The 16,521-nt window shown below is 54.6% G+C and carries 14 protein-coding genes, 1 pseudogene and 1 riboswitch; of the genes and pseudogenes, 4 read left to right on the top strand and 11 right to left on the bottom strand.

The window, feature by feature from the left end; all coding sequences use genetic code 11:
- The first annotated feature begins 117 nt into the window (after window positions 1-117).
- Entirely contained in the window at window positions 118-822 is a 705-nt protein-coding gene (locus ACFPOF_RS12435) for a hypothetical protein (protein WP_378132982.1), read from the top strand.
- A 78-nt stretch (window positions 823-900) separates the two neighbouring features.
- Here the strand turns inward: ACFPOF_RS12435 and ACFPOF_RS12430 are convergent, their stop codons facing one another.
- The 5 genes from ACFPOF_RS12430 to ACFPOF_RS12410 all read right to left on the bottom strand — a co-directional run bounded on the left by ACFPOF_RS12430 (window position 901) and on the right by ACFPOF_RS12410 (window position 5,487).
- Window positions 901-2,928, bottom strand: a complete 2,028-nt coding sequence (locus ACFPOF_RS12430) for a YhgE/Pip family protein (RefSeq protein ID WP_378132980.1) — start codon at window positions 2,926-2,928, stop codon at window positions 901-903.
- Window positions 2,929-2,978: 50 nt separating this feature from the next.
- Window positions 2,979-3,560, bottom strand: a complete 582-nt coding sequence (locus ACFPOF_RS12425) for a TetR/AcrR family transcriptional regulator (protein WP_378132978.1) — start codon at window positions 3,558-3,560, stop codon at window positions 2,979-2,981.
- Window positions 3,561-3,732: 172 nt separating this feature from the next.
- Window positions 3,733-4,044, bottom strand: a complete 312-nt coding sequence (trxA, locus tag ACFPOF_RS12420; protein ID WP_378132976.1) for a thioredoxin — start codon at window positions 4,042-4,044, stop codon at window positions 3,733-3,735.
- A gap of 106 nt (window positions 4,045-4,150) precedes the next feature.
- Window positions 4,151-4,576: an RrF2 family transcriptional regulator gene (locus ACFPOF_RS12415; RefSeq protein ID WP_378132974.1), complete on the bottom strand. Its 426-nt coding sequence runs from the start codon at window positions 4,574-4,576 to the stop codon at window positions 4,151-4,153.
- A gap of 83 nt (window positions 4,577-4,659) precedes the next feature.
- Window positions 4,660-5,487 (bottom strand): aldo/keto reductase, encoded by an 828-nt coding sequence (locus ACFPOF_RS12410; protein WP_378132972.1) that lies wholly within the window; start codon window positions 5,485-5,487, stop codon window positions 4,660-4,662.
- Window positions 5,488-5,639: 152 nt separating this feature from the next.
- On the opposite strand from ACFPOF_RS12410, the gene ACFPOF_RS12405 reads away from it, so the two are divergent.
- Window positions 5,640-6,275 (top strand): DsbA family oxidoreductase, encoded by a 636-nt coding sequence (locus tag ACFPOF_RS12405; protein ID WP_378132970.1) that lies wholly within the window; start codon window positions 5,640-5,642, stop codon window positions 6,273-6,275.
- Here the strand turns inward: ACFPOF_RS12405 and ACFPOF_RS12400 are convergent.
- The gene (locus ACFPOF_RS12400; RefSeq protein WP_378132968.1) at window positions 6,259-7,179 is read right to left on the bottom strand and encodes a LysR family transcriptional regulator; all 921 of its coding nucleotides are present in this window, start codon (window positions 7,177-7,179) and stop codon (window positions 6,259-6,261) included. The two genes, ACFPOF_RS12405 and ACFPOF_RS12400, sit on opposite strands and share 17 nt — an antisense overlap.
- A 261-nt stretch (window positions 7,180-7,440) precedes the next feature.
- Between ACFPOF_RS12400 and ACFPOF_RS12395 the strand changes: the two genes are divergently transcribed.
- Window positions 7,441-8,544, top strand: a complete 1,104-nt coding sequence (locus ACFPOF_RS12395; RefSeq protein ID WP_378132966.1) for a YeiH family protein — start codon at window positions 7,441-7,443, stop codon at window positions 8,542-8,544.
- Window positions 8,545-9,245: 701 nt separating this feature from the next.
- Here the strand turns inward: ACFPOF_RS12395 and ACFPOF_RS12390 are convergent.
- Window positions 9,246-10,678, bottom strand: a pseudogene (locus ACFPOF_RS12390) (NAD(P)/FAD-dependent oxidoreductase).
- A gap of 68 nt (window positions 10,679-10,746) precedes the next feature.
- A riboswitch (purine riboswitch) is annotated at window positions 10,747-10,844 on the bottom strand.
- Window positions 10,845-11,217: 373 nt separating this feature from the next.
- Here ACFPOF_RS12390 and ACFPOF_RS12385 point away from each other — a divergent pair.
- Window positions 11,218-12,114 (top strand): cation diffusion facilitator family transporter, encoded by an 897-nt coding sequence (locus ACFPOF_RS12385; protein ID WP_378132964.1) that lies wholly within the window; start codon window positions 11,218-11,220, stop codon window positions 12,112-12,114.
- A 181-nt stretch (window positions 12,115-12,295) separates the two neighbouring features.
- On the opposite strand, the gene cyoD is transcribed toward ACFPOF_RS12385, so the two are convergent.
- Genes cyoD through cyoA form a run of 4 tightly spaced genes read right to left on the bottom strand, consistent with a single transcriptional unit; the run spans window position 12,296 to window position 16,200 of the window.
- Window positions 12,296-12,634 carry a cytochrome o ubiquinol oxidase subunit IV gene (cyoD, locus tag ACFPOF_RS12380; protein ID WP_378132962.1) on the bottom strand — a complete coding sequence of 113 codons (339 nt, stop codon included), beginning with the start codon at window positions 12,632-12,634 and terminating at the stop codon, window positions 12,296-12,298.
- 1 nt (window position 12,635) lies between these two features.
- On the bottom strand, window positions 12,636-13,262 hold the full coding sequence (cyoC, locus tag ACFPOF_RS12375; RefSeq protein WP_378132960.1) for a cytochrome o ubiquinol oxidase subunit III: 627 nt from the start codon (window positions 13,260-13,262) through the stop codon (window positions 12,636-12,638).
- Window positions 13,262-15,229, bottom strand: a complete 1,968-nt coding sequence (locus ACFPOF_RS12370) for a cbb3-type cytochrome c oxidase subunit I (RefSeq protein WP_378132958.1) — start codon at window positions 15,227-15,229, stop codon at window positions 13,262-13,264. The genes cyoC and ACFPOF_RS12370 overlap by 1 nt, the downstream gene beginning before the upstream one ends.
- Window positions 15,230-15,249: 20 nt before the next feature.
- Window positions 15,250-16,200 (bottom strand): ubiquinol oxidase subunit II, encoded by a 951-nt coding sequence (gene cyoA / locus ACFPOF_RS12365; protein ID WP_378133141.1) that lies wholly within the window; start codon window positions 16,198-16,200, stop codon window positions 15,250-15,252.
- Between the last annotated feature and the right edge of the window lie 321 nt (window positions 16,201-16,521).

Here is a 16,521-nt window from a genome sequence, read left to right as displayed (position 1 = left end):
AATTATACCACGGTAGCCTTCTCTTCCGAATAAAATTGCATACACAGCATTTTCCACCGGAACATCTCAGCATGTTGTGCGTCTAACGTTGTACTTGACCGCAAGGAGGAATTGAATATGCGAAGAATGGTTCCGCTAATGACTGCGGTTCTTCTTACGCTATTGTTAGCCGGCTGCGGAGCCGGTTCTAATAATAAGGGAGCAACCGATGCTCCGATTGCTACCCCATCCGCCACTGCATCCCTCGGGATTGAACCTACGAGCACCGTCACCGGGGAACCTTCTCCGTCGGCCTCCGCTTCCCCGACGTCTCCATCCAAGCCTGAGCAATCCGCCCTCGTCGAGAAGGCGAAAGATATTGCCGGCTTGCTGAGAGAACGGGATATCGCTTCCCTTGAGGAATATATCGATCCGACTCTCGGGCTTCGATTCTCGCCGTCCGTTCACTTGTCCGATGAAGATCTTTCTTTCAAACCGGACCAACTTCCTAGCTTCAAAATCGCGAAAACGATGCTCTGGGGAACAGCTGACGGGAGCGGAGAACCGATTGAGCTATCATTCCGGGACTATTACGAGAAATTCGTCTACGACAAAGATTACGCGAATGCCCCCGATATTAACGTCGACAAGACGCTCGGCGCAGGCAACACGAAAATAAACATTACGGAAGCGTATCCAGGCGCCTCTTACGTCGAGTTCTATTACCCGGGCACCGATGACTCCGCAGAAGGCATGGATTGGCAAAGCCTGATTCTCGCATTCGTTCCGGCCGGAGACGATTGGAACCTCGTCGCCATCGCTCACGGGCAGTGGACGATCTAACGCCGAACGCAGTCGCAGCGCATAAACAAAGAGGTTGGACCGAAGGACGCAAGCCCTTACCGGTCCAACCTCTTTTCATTACGCCGTAATTTCGGCGGAAGCCTTGACGTCGCTCGCTTTGCCGAATGTTCTCTTGTAGGAGAGGACATAGAACGCGATAGACAACAGCACGAATGCCGCAATATAGATAAGCAATACGCCTGCGTCAGACCACATATCGGAGTAACGGCCGCTGGAGATAACCGCCCGGAACCCGTTGATCGTATAGGTCATCGGCAACCACGAGCTAATATTTTGCATCCATACCGGCGTCAATTCTATCGGGAACGTTCCTCCCGAGCTCGTCAATTGGAAGATGAGCAAAATAATCGCCACGAACCTGCCGGGATTTTGCATGGACGCGGACAAAAATTGAATAATGGCCATGAACGTCACGCTCGTCAGTACGCTAAACAAGAACAATAGCGGCACGCTGCGGACTTCGAGTCCGATGCCGAACAACAGGATCGCGTCCGCAATGATCGCTTGAATCGTGCCGATCGTCACCATCGTCAACAGCTTGCCGACGAACCAACTCCAACCGCTCTTCGGCGTTGCCGCCGGTTCTCTCGTGGAATAGATGACGGTCAGCAGCAGCGCGCCGACGAAAAAGCTCATCGAGATAAAATACGGCGCAAAACCCGTACCATAGTTGGCAACGCCTCCGTCATCAACGACATCAAGCTTCACTGGCTTCGAGAATACGTCTGCCGCAACGTCGTCGCCCTGCACGCTGCCCGTCTTGTCGGCTGCGTCCGCCAGCTTACCCGACAGTTCGCCAGAGCCGTCCTTCAGCTTGACTAGCCCGTCTGTCATTTTTTTGGCGCCGTCGTTCAACTTGCCCGAACCGTCAGCAATACCGCCGATGCCCCCGACTAATTCTGTGAGGCCCCCGTTCAGGCGCGATGCACCGTCACTGAGGGATTTCGACCCGTCTGCCAGCTTACCTGCGCCAGCCGAAGACTGAGCGAGACCGGAAGACAGCCCTTCCGCCCCAGCCGCCACTTTCGTAATGCCGGCCTGAAGCTGGTTTGCGCCTGTAGCCAGCGTTTCTTGACCTACTTTAGCTTCGCCTGTGCCCGCCGCAAGCTGTCCGCTAACTGCTAACAATTGCTTTAACGCCGCATCGTCAGCCAATTCCGGGTGGGCCGCCATGTATTGTTTCAGTCCTGCCGCAAGAGCTTTGGCACCTTCGTCAAGCTTGCCGGCGCCTGCGGATGATTTCGCCAGACCCGCTGCTAGCGATTCGACGCCGCTTTGAGCCTGAGCTGCGCCTTGCTTCAGCGCTTCTCCTCCCGTGCTTAGACGGTCCAGCCCGCCGACCAGCGCCACAGCGCCTTTCTGGAGCTCGGCAGCGCCCCGATCAAGCGTATCCGCGCCTGCTTTAAGCTTGCCGGCGCCGGTATTCAGCGTTACGGCTCCGTCCGCCAGTTTTCGCAAGTTTTGTTCCAGAAGTTGCGCTCCGTTCGTCGCGTCATCGGCTCCTTTGGCAAGCTTGCCAGCGCCTTCGCTCGCTTGACCGAGCCCGTCGGCGAGCGTCTTGAACTGTCCAAGCACCGCTTGCGCGTAGGCTTTCGTTACCTCTCCGCCCAGTTCGTTCTTCATCTTCTCTACAGCGTTTTTGCCGATCTGCGAAGCGAGATAATTGGAGCTGGCGTTCGGTAGGAAGATAATTTCCGCTTGCGTCGGCTTGGCCGTCGTCAACGTCGCTGTTTTCGCCGAGAAATCGGCAGGAATCTCGATCGCCATATAATAAGTATGGTCTTCCAACCCTTTGCGAGCTTCCTCGGCACTGACGAAGCTGTATTCAAACGCGGGGTCCTCCTTCAGCTTCTTCGCGAAATCAGCGCCGATATGGATCGCCTCCCCATTCGATTCCGCGCCCTTATCGGAATCGACGACTGCGACCGGCAACCGATCCAGGTGGCCGTAAGGATTCCAGAATGCTCCGAGGAACATCCCGCTGTACATAATCGGAATCATCAGCATTGCGACCATTGGAATGAGCAGCTTTGGATCGCGGCCGATTGCAGCCAATTCCTTGACGTATTGTTTGAGTCCATTCATTCCCAACATCTCCTGTAGGTGACTAATTTGCAAGTATGGTCATTCGAGTTCTAATCTTTTGCCAGTCCGTTCATAAAATACAATTGGATCAGCTCAGCGACCTGGTCCTTCTCCAGCGGTGTTCGATCCGCTCGTGCAGCCCATTCCGTCGCGAGCGCCAAATACAACTTGATCATGACGAACGCGGTTATCTCCGGATCGCATGGCTTCAACTCGCCCTTGTCGATGCCGAGCTGAACCTTCGTCCGTATGTACCCGACGATCGCGTCCTCAATCTTGCGCAATCCTTCGAGCGCCATCGGTGTCCCGATGTCCCTCACCTCATGAACCATCTTCACCGCTAGTTGGTGTCGTTCCCGGTATTCGAGCAGCCGATAGAGAATTCGGTTCAAGTTGTCGAAGAAGGATCGGTCCGGTTCATACTCCGCGTCGGCTACCACCTTCATGTCGCGGATCAGGTTGCCCATTATTTCGTCGAACAGCTCTTCCTTGTTCGAGAAGAACGTATAGATCGTGCCTTTCCCTACGTTGGCTAACTTGGCGACCTGGTCCATCGTCGTCGCTTTATAACCGAACAGCGCAAACGACTGTCCTGCCGCTTCGACAATCTGTTTCCTCCTGTCGACGGACATTTGCGATCACTCCTTCCCGATCGATTATGACCAAAATTCTAATTTGGTCAATTGGTCATTTTTGATTATACGCCCGTTGTTTATTTTCTGCAACACCCGATTTGCCTATGTGCCCAAAATGCAAAAAAGCCGCGATCCGTCCCGAGGAACGTGTCGCGGCTTCCCAGCCTTGTTACATATGGCTTTGAATTTTCGCTTGCAGAGCGGCTTTGCTTTGCAGGCCGACCAATTTGTCGACAGGCTGACCGTCTTTGAACAGAATCAGCGTCGGAATGCTCATGACGCCGAACTGGCTTGCAAGCTCAGGCTCTTCGTCAACGTTCACTTTCGCGATCGTCGCAGTGCCTTTCAATTCTTCGGAAAGCTCCTCAACGATCGGAAGCTGCATTTTGCAAGGTCCGCACCAAGGTGCCCAGAAATCAAGCAAGGATACGCCTTGCGCTACGTTTTCGGTAAAGTTTTCTTTCGTAATCGCGACTGCCATCTTACATCTCTCCTATCCAATTGTGGATTCATGTATAAAACCCTATGATGATCGAGCACCACGTAAGCGCCCGCTCCATCCTCTAGCTTGCCCGCCGAATGACAGGCTAACTCCTTGCCTTCGCGGCGATGCTGGACAGCATCTGGCCGATCGTAATCGACTGCAAATACATCTCCAACTGCTGATCCGCTCCGCAAAACACAGCGTTCATCACTTCCGCCATATTCGAGCCGACCATACAATCCGACTGCGGGTCGCCACTGCACCAACCCGGCGCCAGCGAACCGGCGGCAAGCGCCTGATATACGTCGGCAAGCGTCACATCGCTTGGCTCCCGGGACAACCGATAACCGCCTCCGGAGCCTTCTCTTGTGTCAACGAAGCCGTTCTTGCGCAAACAGCTCATCACCTTGCGTACCCGAACCGGATTCGTGCACACGTTGGACGCGATTTCCTCGCTTGACGCCATCCCGTCGGGGCGGTGGGCCAGCAGGACAAGGCTATGGACGGCGATGATAAATTCACTGTTCACGACTTCGCCTCCCCGGTGATTACTGTAATAATATCAGTTACAGTTGACATTGTCAAGCAGGTCAGCATCTTGCCGGCCTTCCTTTAGAAATTGATGTTGTCTGGGTCCGCGCCGAACCTTCTGTTTTCGTTTAACGCATCGATGCGAACGACGTCCTCCGGCTCCAGTCTGAAATCGAACAAGTCGGCATTTTCCCGAATGCGCGCCTCATGAACGGACTTGGGAATCGTGACAACGCCGATCTGCAAGTGCCACCGGAGTACGATTTGCGCCGGAGTTTTGCCATACTTGGCTGCGAGTTCCATGAGTAAAGGCAAATCTAACTGCCCTTGCATAAGCGGCCGCCACGATTGTAATTGGATACCTTCCTTGCGGCAAAACGCAAACAGCTTCTTCTGCGTATGAAGCGGATGCATTTCGACCTGGTTCACCATCGGCTTGATCCGGCAAGCCCCCATCAAATCTTCCAAATGATGAATGAGGAAGTTGCTGACGCCTATAGACCGTACGAGCCCTTGATCGTACAACGCCTCGATCGCACGATACGTTTCCTTGTACTTGCCGACGATTGGCCAATGCACGAGGTACAGGTCGACATAGTCCATACCGAGTTTGCTTAAGCTATCGTTAAACGCCTTGATCGTCTCATCGTAACCTTGCTGGTTATTCCAGACTTTGGTCGTGACGAAAACATTATCTCTAGGCACGTCCGAAGCTCGTATCGCCCGCCCCACGCTCTGTTCGTTCTTATAGATAGACGCCGTATCAACCAGTCGGTAACCAGCACGCAAAGCGGCCGTCACAGCGCCTTCCGTCTCCCGCCCATCTTCCGCGCGCCAGACGCCCAGCCCGAGTCGAGGCATCCGTTCGCCGTTCAATAATTCGACCGTCGAATCGATCGTCCATTCCATCGCGTGTCCTCCTTGATTATCCGCTTTTCTTTTCCCCCGCATACGTTCCCTTATTTTAACACGGGCGGTTCCGAACCGCACATTGTACGGCAACGTTTTATCTGTCATAATGTAAGGCACAGTTTGCGAAAAAAATAACCGAGGTGAGTTCGATGAAAATCGACGTCTATTCCGATATGGTGTGTCCGTGGTGCCGAATCGGCAAAAAAAATATGAACGACGCGATCGAAGCATGGAGCGGCGAGTCCGGCCAGGCTGTTGAAGTCAGCTATCACGCGTACCAATTGGACCCTTCCCTTCCGACTGACGGATTGCCGTTCGACAGCGTTATGGAGAAGAAGATGGGCGGCAAGGAACGACTGCGCCCGATGCTGCAACGCGTTACGGACGCCGGCGCAGCCGTTGGCGTTACTTTTAACTTCGACAACGTCAGGAGAATGCCGAACACGGTGCTCGCGCATCGAATTACGGCGCTGCTGCCGCAAGAAGACGAAGAGCTATGGATCGAAGCCGTCATGAAAGCTTATTTCGAGGACGGCCGAGACATCGCGAAGCTAGACGTCTTGCTGGAGATTGCCGGGGAGCTCGGCTTGGACCCTGCAGAAGCGAAAGCGTTGCTTGAGAAGGGCGAAGGACTCGAAGATGTAGAACGCGACCAGCAGTCCGCTCAAGCGATCGGCATTAGCGGCGTGCCGTTCTTTATCATTGATAACAAGTTTGCATTGTCCGGCGCATATCCATCCGCCCAGTTCCTGGAGGCGTTCAAGAAAATCAGCCAAGGGAGCTAACCCCCCGCTGTTGAGACAGCATCGCGGAGGAAGTTTCACGCAGCACGTCCAGGAAAGCTTCGATCGCACGCGTGCGAAGATCGCCTTCGCGCGTCAGCACATGAAAGCTTCGCTTGAATGGCAACCCTTCGATATCCAGCACCTTCAGGAAGCCGAGCCCGAGTTCCTTGCGCAGCGCCCAGCGCGACTGCAGGGTAACTCCGAGCCCGGCTTCCACCGTTTCTTTAATCGATTGCGTGCTGCCCATCTCCATCAATCTGGCCGGCTGAAGCGATAACAGCTCGAACAACTTGTCCGCCGCGGCCCTGGTGCCGGAACCAGGCTCCCGGACGAGCCACGTCTCAGCAGCCAGCATTGATGGACTAACCCTCTCCAGCTTGGCAAACGGATGGTGGATTCCCGCCGCTACGACCATCTCATCGTCCGCAAGTTTTTCCACAGTTAGACCTGCTCCGATGTCTTCCCCTTCCACAATGCCGACATCAAGCTCCCGCTTGAGCACCCGGTCCGCAATTTCCGACGTATTGCCGATTACAACCGATGGCCGAATGTTCGGATAGGTTTCATTCAGCCTGGCGAGCGACTGCGGCAGCACGTATTCCCCGAATGTATAACTTGCTCCGACAGCAATTGGACCGCCCGCGTAATGAAGAAGTTCCTCCAACTTCTCGTCCATTTTCCGATAAGAGCTCGCGATTTCTTTCGCGTAGTGCAAAGCAATCTCGCCAGCCTTCGTCAGAGAGACGGCCTTGTTGTTCCTCTCCATCAACTTCGTCTTCAGTCGCTCTTCAAGTGCCCGTATGTGCTGACTGACGGCAGGCTGCGTCATATGCAGCTTCTCGGCCGCCCGGGAGAAACTTCTGGCCTCAGCCACTTCCGCGAAAACGATCAACGATTGGTCCATGCGATCACCTCATCATAAGTTAAAACTTATGTTAAACATAATTATAATTAATTTTCCTTATTTATTGAAGAGGCGTATGCTGAATCTATCATCCTTAGGACAATCGCTTGCGCAAAGAACCGCTTCGGTGCGCTGTAGTTGTGTTTAGTCAAACTAAATGCCTGTCTCTTGGAGATTCGTGCAAGGTTTGTGCGTTTCGTAGGCGATCCCCCTGCTAATTATTCCGTATACCACTCGCATCATTGGAGGTGCTTCACTAACATGTTAACGAACCGATTACGCGCCGCTTCCACTTCTCCGACAACTTTGCCGCAGCCGACAATCGCCGGTATCTTGTTCACCCTGCTTATCGCTCTATTGGGCTGGGGGCTATCGTTTTTGCCAGGACTGGACCGGATCGGTCCGCTCGCTTGCGCGCTGTTCCTTGCAGCGACCTATCGTTATCGTTTCGGTTACCCGCTTGCTCTTGCCCAAGGCATCCGTTTCTCTTCCGGAACGCTGCTCCGCATCGCAATCGTGCTGTACGGACTCAAGTTGAACGTTGCCGATCTGCTTCATCACGGACTGCCCCTTCTGGCGCGCAGCGCAGGGACAGTCGCTTTCTCCCTCGTCGCCGTCCTGCTGCTTGGCCGCTGGCTGCGCGCAGACGCGAAGCTAACAGCGCTGCTTGCCGTCGGAACAGCCATCTGCGGCGCAGCCGCCATCGCCGCTATATCGCCGCTGCTGAAGTCGCGGGACGAAGACACAGCCGTAAGCGCCGGCTTGATCGCGCTTATCGGCACAGGCTTCGCCGCCGCTTACACTCTGCTGCAGCCGTGGCTGCCTATCGACGCTTCGCAATACGGCATCTGGTCGGGCTTAACGCTTCACGAAATCGCACACGTCGCTATGGCCGCAGCTCCGGCAGGAGAAAACGCACTGGCCGACGGCTTGCTGGCCAAATTATGCCGCGTTGCTTTACTTGTACCGACATGCCTCGCCATCGTCGCTTTCCCGGCTTTGCGCGAACGTTTCCTCCGTAAGCGTTCCGTTGCAACGCAAACCGAGTCGGTGCCAGGTAACATCATTAATGACGTCGTCCGGAAACAAACCCGTCCCGCTTTTCCGTTTCCTTGGTTCCTGCTCGGATTTGTGGCTACCAGCTTATTCGGCACCTATGCACTCCCTGTCCTAGTTGACGCCACCGAAGCCTCGGCGTTGTTGCACTTCATCTCGATCGCAACGACTCTTCTGCTCGCTATGGCGATGGCCGGCCTCGGCCTTAACGTCGATCTGCGCAACTTTCGCAGCCGTGCCTTGCGCCCTTTCACGGCGATGCTCATCGCTTCGTTGCTGCTGTCGGCGTTGACCTATTTTACCCTATAGCCCGATTTTTTTCCGGGCTAATGCTCGCTCAATCACCCGACGGCGCGCCGTAGCCCGATTTTTCCGGGCTAATGCTCGCCCAACCACCCGACGGCGCGCCGTAGCCCGATTTTTCCCGGCTATTGACCTCCCAACCGCCAGACGGCGCGCCGTAGCCCGATTTTTTCCGGCTATTGACCGCCCAACCGCCCGACGGCGCCCTTTAGCCCGATTTTTCCGGGCTAATGCTCGCCCAACCACCCGACGGCGCGCCGTAGCCCGATTTTTCCCGGCTATTGACCGCCCAGCCGCCCGACGGCGTCCTGTAGCCTGATTTTTCCCGGCTATTGACCGCCCAACCGCCAGACGGCGCCCTGTAGCCCGATTTTTCCCGGCTATTGACCGCCCAGCCGCCCGACGGCGTCCTGTAGCCTGATTTTTCCCGGCTATTGACCGCCCAACCGCCAGACGGCGCGCCGTAACCCGATTTTTTCCGGCTATTGACCGCCCAGCCGCCCGACGGCGCCCTTTAGCCCGATTTTTCCCGGCTGTTGACCGCCCAACCGCCAGACGGCGCCCTGTAGCCTGATTTTTCCCGGCTATTGACCGCCCAACCGCCCGACGGCGCTCTGTAGCCCGATTTTTTCCAGCTATTCCGCCGAGTCGCCCGGCGACGCTACAAATAAAGCAGCCCCACTCCCACGGGTTGCCTCCCACACACCTTATTTTGCCTTCCGCTCCGCAAGCGCACGAGCAATCCAGACGCCCGCAGCGCCCGCTTGCGCGAGTCCGCGCGTCACACCCGCTCCATCGCCGCCGCAATAGAGGCCGGCGATCTCCGTCTCGAGCGTTTCGCTCAACTTCGGCCGCGCGGAGTAAAACTTCGCTTCTACACCATAGAACAGCGTATGCTCGCTTGCCAGACCCGGCGTCACTTTATCCAACGCCTCAACCATCTCGATTAAACTTTTCATCGTGTTGTAAGGCAGCACGAGCCCGAGATCTCCCGGCACCGCTTCTTTCAGCGTCGGCTCGATGAAGCCTTCCTTGATCCGCCCTTCCGTGGAACGGCGTCCCCGGATAATGTCGCCGAACTTCTGTACGATGACGCCTCCGCTGGACAAGTCGTTCGCTCGTTTGCAAATTTCTCGAGCGTATTCATTCGGCTTGTCGAACGGATCGGTGAACTTGTGCGAGACGAGCAAAGCGAAGTTCGTGTTCGCCGAGCCAAGCGCCGGGTCCTTGAAAGCATGGCCGTTCGCCGCCATTACGCCGCTATGGTTCTCGACGACAACGTGCCCCGACGGATTGCTGCAAAACGTGCGAACCCGTGTACCTACGGAAGTATTAAACACGAACTTTCCTTCGTACAAATGCTCGTTGATCTCCCGCATAACGACGTCCGATGTCTCGACACGCACGCCGACATCGACCTGGTTGTTGACCATTTTGAGCCGACGCCGTTTCAATACTTCTGTCAGCCAGCCTGAACCGTCGCGCCCCGGAGATACGACAACTGTGTCAGCCATAATTTCTTCGCCGTTCTTCAGCGTAATGCCTCGCACATGATGTGCGCCGCCATCCTTCACCGTAATCAAGTCGGCAACCTCTGTCTTAAATCGAGTGTCAATGCGGCTGTCCAAATAATCGCGAATCGATTTCAAAATTTCCAGGTTCTGCTCCGTCCCGAGATGCCTCACCTGCGCTCGCAGCAGCTTCAGTCCTGCCGCGTATCCCCGATGTTCGATGTCCCGGACAAAATCGGTCGTCGGGTCGGTCACATTCGTCGTCGCCCCGTGCTCTAGGTTGATTTCATCCACATAACGGATCAACGAAAGTACCTGCGACGGCGGAAGGTAGTCGGTTAACCAGCCTCCGAACTCCGTCGTAATGTTGAATTTCCCGTCGCTGTACGCGCCCGCGCCGCCGAAACCTGCCGTGATCGAGCAAGCAGGCAGGCAGCCCGCGAACTCCTTCTTCCCTGCCGGCGGCGGGCAGAGCTCGATTTTATTTTCGAGTATCGGGCAGTGCCGTTGATGTCGTGACCCTTGTCGACTAGCAGCACTTTAAGATGTGGCGACGTTCTCGTCAGTTCGTAACAAGTAAAAATACCCGCAGGCCCTGCGCCCACGACAATGACATCATAGTGGTTCATTTCTTGTTTTCCTCCTCGTGTGCCCATTGCAGTCTGAAAACGCAAAAAATCCCGACTAGCGATGGGTGTGGGTATCCCACATCCGTCGTAGTCAGGAATTTGAGGTTCCTGGTAGAGACCCTGGCCCTTATCGCCGGGATATACGAGTGGATGAATCATACGTAAGTGTATTTCCATTACGTAGATTATCCCATTCAAGCGTACAAGTCAATGGGAGATCGCCTTTATCATTCGTAAATACGAATTTTTATCGTCACTTTTCTGCTCACTCCGTCAAAACCATACCGAAAATCCGAACATTAAAAGATCACCCGGGCACTAAACATTGAAAATTGAATCCAAACCGCAGCATATGTTATACTTAATAAGTTATTCCTAACTGCTCGATCGAGCTTACAGAAAAGAGGGTGATTCTCACCCATGAATTCGCGCCTTCACAAGATTAACCATATAGAGTCGAAATCAAGCTTCCGGCCTTGTCGCCGGGAGCTTGATTGTTTTTTTGCGCCCGGTAAACATTATTAGCAGGGGGAATCATTGTGGCAGATAAGCACACTTCCGGCTTGGTCGCGATCTGGATCAGCCTCATCAGCAACGTTTTTCTAACCGTCATGAAGGTCGTCGCGGGCCTTCTGCTTTCCAGTCCCGTGTTGCTCGCCGACGGCGTACATAACGCAGGCGATATCATTGCGACGGTAGCCGCCCTTACTTCCTCGATGGTGTCGAAAAAACCGGCGGACGAGGACCACCCGTACGGTCACGGCAAAGCGGAAGTCGTCGCTTCCGCGTTCGTTGCCATCGTGCTCGTCATTGCTGCCCTATGGATCGGTTACCAATCGGTCGGCGCTTTGTTTGAACCGCCGGAAGCGGAGAACTGGCTCGCGCTCGGCGCCGCCGCGGTGTCCCTCGTCTGGAAGCAATGGCTCTATGTCTACACGCTGCGCGTCGGCAAAGCGACGAACAGCAAAAGCGTTCTCGCTACCGCCTATGATCATCTGGCCGACGTGTACGCTTCCCTGGCAGCGGTCATCGGGATCGGAATCGGCTTGCTCGGCGATCATATGGGCTGGCATTGGGCCGCATACGGCGACCCGGTGGCGGGAATTATCGTATCGCTTCTTGTCTTGAAGCTGGCTGTAGAAATTGGCCGCGATTCCGTCGACATTCTGATGGAGCGTAACGCCGCCCCCGAGAAGCTCGCCCAATACGAGGCATTGTTGCTGGCCGTCGAGCACGTCCAACGCATCGACCGCGTGCGCGCCCGCGAACACGGTCACTATGTGACGGTCGACGTGCGGGTCGGCATCCCGGGAGAGTACACGATCCAACAAGGCCACGACATTAGCCGCACGATCAAGCAGCACATCATGGAAGCCGACCCCGCCGTCGTAGAAGTGCTGGTTCACTTGAACCCTTGGTATGAGGGGGAGGAGTAGCAAACGCCTGCGCCCTGTCAACCTGCATAGAGTGGGTACAATTCGATAGTTCGAGTTAGTCGAACTACTGTCAGCCGGACGCGGGGTTTCGGAATATGAATGAGCGCATAAAACAGGGGCAGTCCATCAGTCGTTTTTTTACGACTGATGGACTGCCCCTATTAAACGTTCAAGGGACAACTCAACCTACTTTGTTGTACGTCATAATCCAGATCGAGCCGGCGACGACCGTCAGCACGATGATCAAGCCGAGGATAAGCACCATCAAGTTCCAGCGCGGCTTGCCCTCTTCCTTCAAGTGCATGAAGTAAAACAACTGAACGACGAACTGCAGGATCGCCGCGATCATAATGACGACTTTGGCTGCCGTCCCCGTAAGCACGTCATTCAGGACGACGATTAGCGACACTGCCGTCAGAACGAGCGAGAGGACGAACCCGATGACGTAAGACTTAAGCGAACCGTGCGCCTCGTGGTTATCGTGAGCGTCATGCGCTCCGTGAGCCGAATGTTGCGCCATCTTACATCACCCCCATCAAATAAACGATCGTGAAGACGAAAATCCACACCACATCGAGAAAGTGCCAGTACAAGCTGACGATGTTCACTTTGCGCCGCGTAACAGGGGTAATGCCGCGACGGGCGATCTGCAACATGATCGACACCATCCATACAAGCCCAACCGAGACGTGAAGTCCGTGCGTGCCGACAAGAGTGTAGAACGCAGACCAGTGAGCGCTCGTCGAGATTTTCGCGCCTTCGTCGATCAATTTCAGGAATTCCGTAACTTCAAGAGTAATGAACGCCGCACCGAGCAGTACCGTAACAGCCAGCCACCCGATCAAACCTTTTTTGTCCCCGCGGTTCATCGAAAGCACCGCAAGCCCGCTCGTAAAGCTGCTCGTCAGGAGAATAAAAGTTTCCGCAATGACGCCCGGCATTTCGAACAGTTCGGACCCGGTTGGGCCTCCCGCCGTATTGCCTTCCAGAACAACATAGGTCGCGAACAAGCTGCCGAACAGAATACAGTCGGTAATCAGGAAAATCCAGAACCCCATCATTCGGAGCGCTTCGAGATCGTGATGTCCGTCATGGGAACCTTGACCCGCCTGATTCGCCGTATGCGATTGAGATTGCGATTGCGCCATTAGACAGCCCTCCCCGCAGCAGCTTCCGTGCGTTTGATTTCATCGACCGGAATGTAATAGTCCGTGTCGTAGTTAAACGAATGATACAGCATGCATCCCACAACACCAACAAGCCCCGGTATCGCGATGAACAACCAGTCAAACACGAAACCGAATCCGACCATGAACCAGCAAGCGGACATGAGGAACGGAATGGCCGAGTTTTTCGGCATGTGGATCGGTTCCAGCGCAGGCTTCGGTTTCGGAACGCCGCCAGCGGCAATCCGCTGCTTTTCTTCCCAGAAGTCGTCTTTCTCCGTCACGACAGGAGTCGTTGCGAAGTTGTACATCGGAGCCGGTGAAGGAATCGACCATTCGAGTGTACGGCCATCCCACGGATCCGCCGGCGCTTTCTCCATAAACTTGATGCTATGAAGAATTTGCCATACTTGAAACAAGAAGCCGATACCCATCAGGAAGCCGCCGATCGTCGACGTCAAGTTCAGTTCGAACCAACCTCTATCCCAACCATATGAGCTGACCCGACGCGTCATCCCCATCAAGCCAAGCACATATTGCGGCATGAAGCAGACATAGAATCCGATATTCCAAAGCCAGAACGCCCATTTGCCGAGCTTCTCGTTCAGCTTGAATCCGAACACTTTAGGCCACCAGTAGTAGAGACCAGCGAAGTAACCGAACGCCACGCCGCCAATCAGCACCTGATGGAAGTGGGCGATCAGGAAGTAGCTGTTGTGGAACTGGAAGTCTGCCGGAGCGACCGACAGCAACACGCCCGTCATTCCGCCTACAATGAAACACGGAATAAATCCTAGCATCCACAGCATAGGTGTCGGGAAGCTTAGCCGTCCGCGATACATCGTGAACAGCCAGTTGAACACTTTGACCCCTGTCGGTATGGCGATGATCATCGTTGATATCGCGAAGAAGGCGTTGACGTTCGCGCCCGAGCCCATCGTAAAGAAGTGGTGAGCCCAGGTGAAAAACGACATGAGGCTGATGCTCATCAGAGCGAACACCATTGACTTGTAGCCGAATAGCCTTTTTTTCGAAAATGTAGCCACGATCTCCGAGAATATGCCGAATGCCGGAAGAACAACGATGTACACCTCGGGGTGACCCCACATCCAGATCAAGTTGATATACATCATCGGGTTGCCGCCGCCGTCAAGCGTGAAGAAATGAGCGCCCAGGTAACGGTCTATGAACAGCAGTGCCAGCGTTACAGTCAGAATCGGGAATGCCAGAATAATCGTTAAGCAACTCGAAAGCACTGACCAGACGAACATCGGCATTTTCATCAGCTTCATGCCCGGTGCTCGCATTTTCAGTATCGTGACGATGAAATTGATCCCGGTCGCCAAGGAGCCGATACCGGAAATTTGAATCCCCCAAATGTAGAAGTCCTGCCCAACGCCTGGGCTATGCGACATCTCCGAAAGCGGCGGATAGCTGAGCCAGCCCGCATCCGGCGAACCGCCGATGACGAAGCTCATGTTAAACAGCATCGCGCCGAAGAAGAATAGCCAGAAACTGAGCGAGTTCAGGAATGGATAGGCGACATCGCGCGCCCCGATCATAAGCGGAACGACGAGGTTAAACAAACCGAACATTAGCGGCATAGCCATAAACAAAATCATAATGACGCCGTGCGTCGTGAAGATTGCGTTATAGTGTTCCGGCGACAAGAATTCCATATTCGGAACGGCGAGTTGCGTCCTCATGAGGAGAGCGTCCATACCCCCGCGGAAAAGCATAAGAAGCGACGCGATAACGTACATGATGCCGATTCTTTTATGATCAACGGTGGTGATCCACTCGCTCCAAAGCCATTTCCACTTCTTAAACAACGTGAGCGCGGACACGATTGCGACGACCGTAAGCACGATCGCGACGTCCGCTCCGTAGATAAGAGGATCGCCCGTTACGAAGAAATCTGAAGCGAAATCTTTAATGTTATCCCACATGGCTGCACCTTCCTTTCTCTCTATTCATGGTGGTGATGCTCTGTCGATTGCGTTGCCGGTTGGTCGGGCCGTTCGGGCTGCTTCGCTGCCTCAGCCTCGCCCGATTGTTCTTCCTTCGCTCCGCCGCCGTGATGATGAACGCCGTATTTGTGCACGATTCGTTCAAACAAGCCGTCCGGAATCGCGGAGTACGTGGTGACGTCAGATACGCCGGGTTTGGCAAGTTGAGTATATCCTTCGTCCGTTAACGCAGGGGACGACGCTTTGACGCTGGCGACCCAGTCGTCGAACTCCTGTTGGGACGATGCCTTAGCCGTAAAATTCATTTTACCGAAGTCTTTGCCGCTGAAGTTCGCGCCCATGCCCAAGTAGTCGCCGGGTTCGTCCGCGATCAAATGGAGCTTCATCTCCATGCCGGACATCGTATAAATCTGCCCGCCGAGCTGCGGAATCCAGAAGGAGTTCATCGGCGCGTCTGACGTAAGCCGGAATTCGACCGGCACGTCTTCCGGGAACTGCAAGTAGTTCACCGAAGCAATCCCTTGCTCCGGATATTGGAACAGCCATTTCCAATCGAGCGACGTCACCTGGATAACGATCGGCTTCGCTTCATGCTTAAGCGGCTTGGACGGCTCCAGCTTGTGCGTATAGATGATCGTAATCGCGCCCAAGATGGCGATGACGATAATCGGAATGCCCCACCAGATGGTCTCCAGCTTCGCGCTGTGCTCCCACTCGGGATCGTATTTCGCCGCTTTTGCGGATTTCTGGTTAGTCCGGTATTTCCATACGATATAGAAGGTCAGTACCAGTACAGGGACAAGCACGACCAAACATAATAATGTCGAGATCCAAATCAAATCCAATTGCTGCTGCCCGATTTCGCCTTTCGGATTCAGCACGACGACACCGTCGCCTTCGCAGCCCGTCAATACCGCCGTCATCGCGATTCCGGTCGCCGCAGCCAGCATCCGCTTGAGCTTGTTACCCATGTGCATCTCCCCCATCCTCTTGCTCTTGCCTGTGTCGTTGAATATATTCGCTGCGATGTGCGCGCTTCCTCTCGGTGTCTCGCCAAGCGGAAGCCGCCCTCGATCGATCCGCTTAGAGAACGATTGATCCATCGCCTTCGGGTTACCCACAATTATCTGGGTTCCCTATCCTGCTACCAACATATCAGAAAGCTCTGCGATGTTCCGCACAGTTAACAAAGGAGACAAATATCCGTTGAAATTTCGCAACACTTTAGTCACCACTTGTTCACATTGTGAAAAAAAGTACATAATTTTGTG

Origin of the sequence: Cohnella soli (assembly GCF_042655525.1) — a bacterium.
In the GTDB taxonomy this organism is placed as follows: Bacteria; Bacillota; Bacilli; order Paenibacillales; family Paenibacillaceae; genus Cohnella; species Cohnella soli.
The sequence above is the reverse complement of the archived record's forward strand: the minus strand, read 5'-3'. Positions and strand labels throughout refer to the sequence as shown.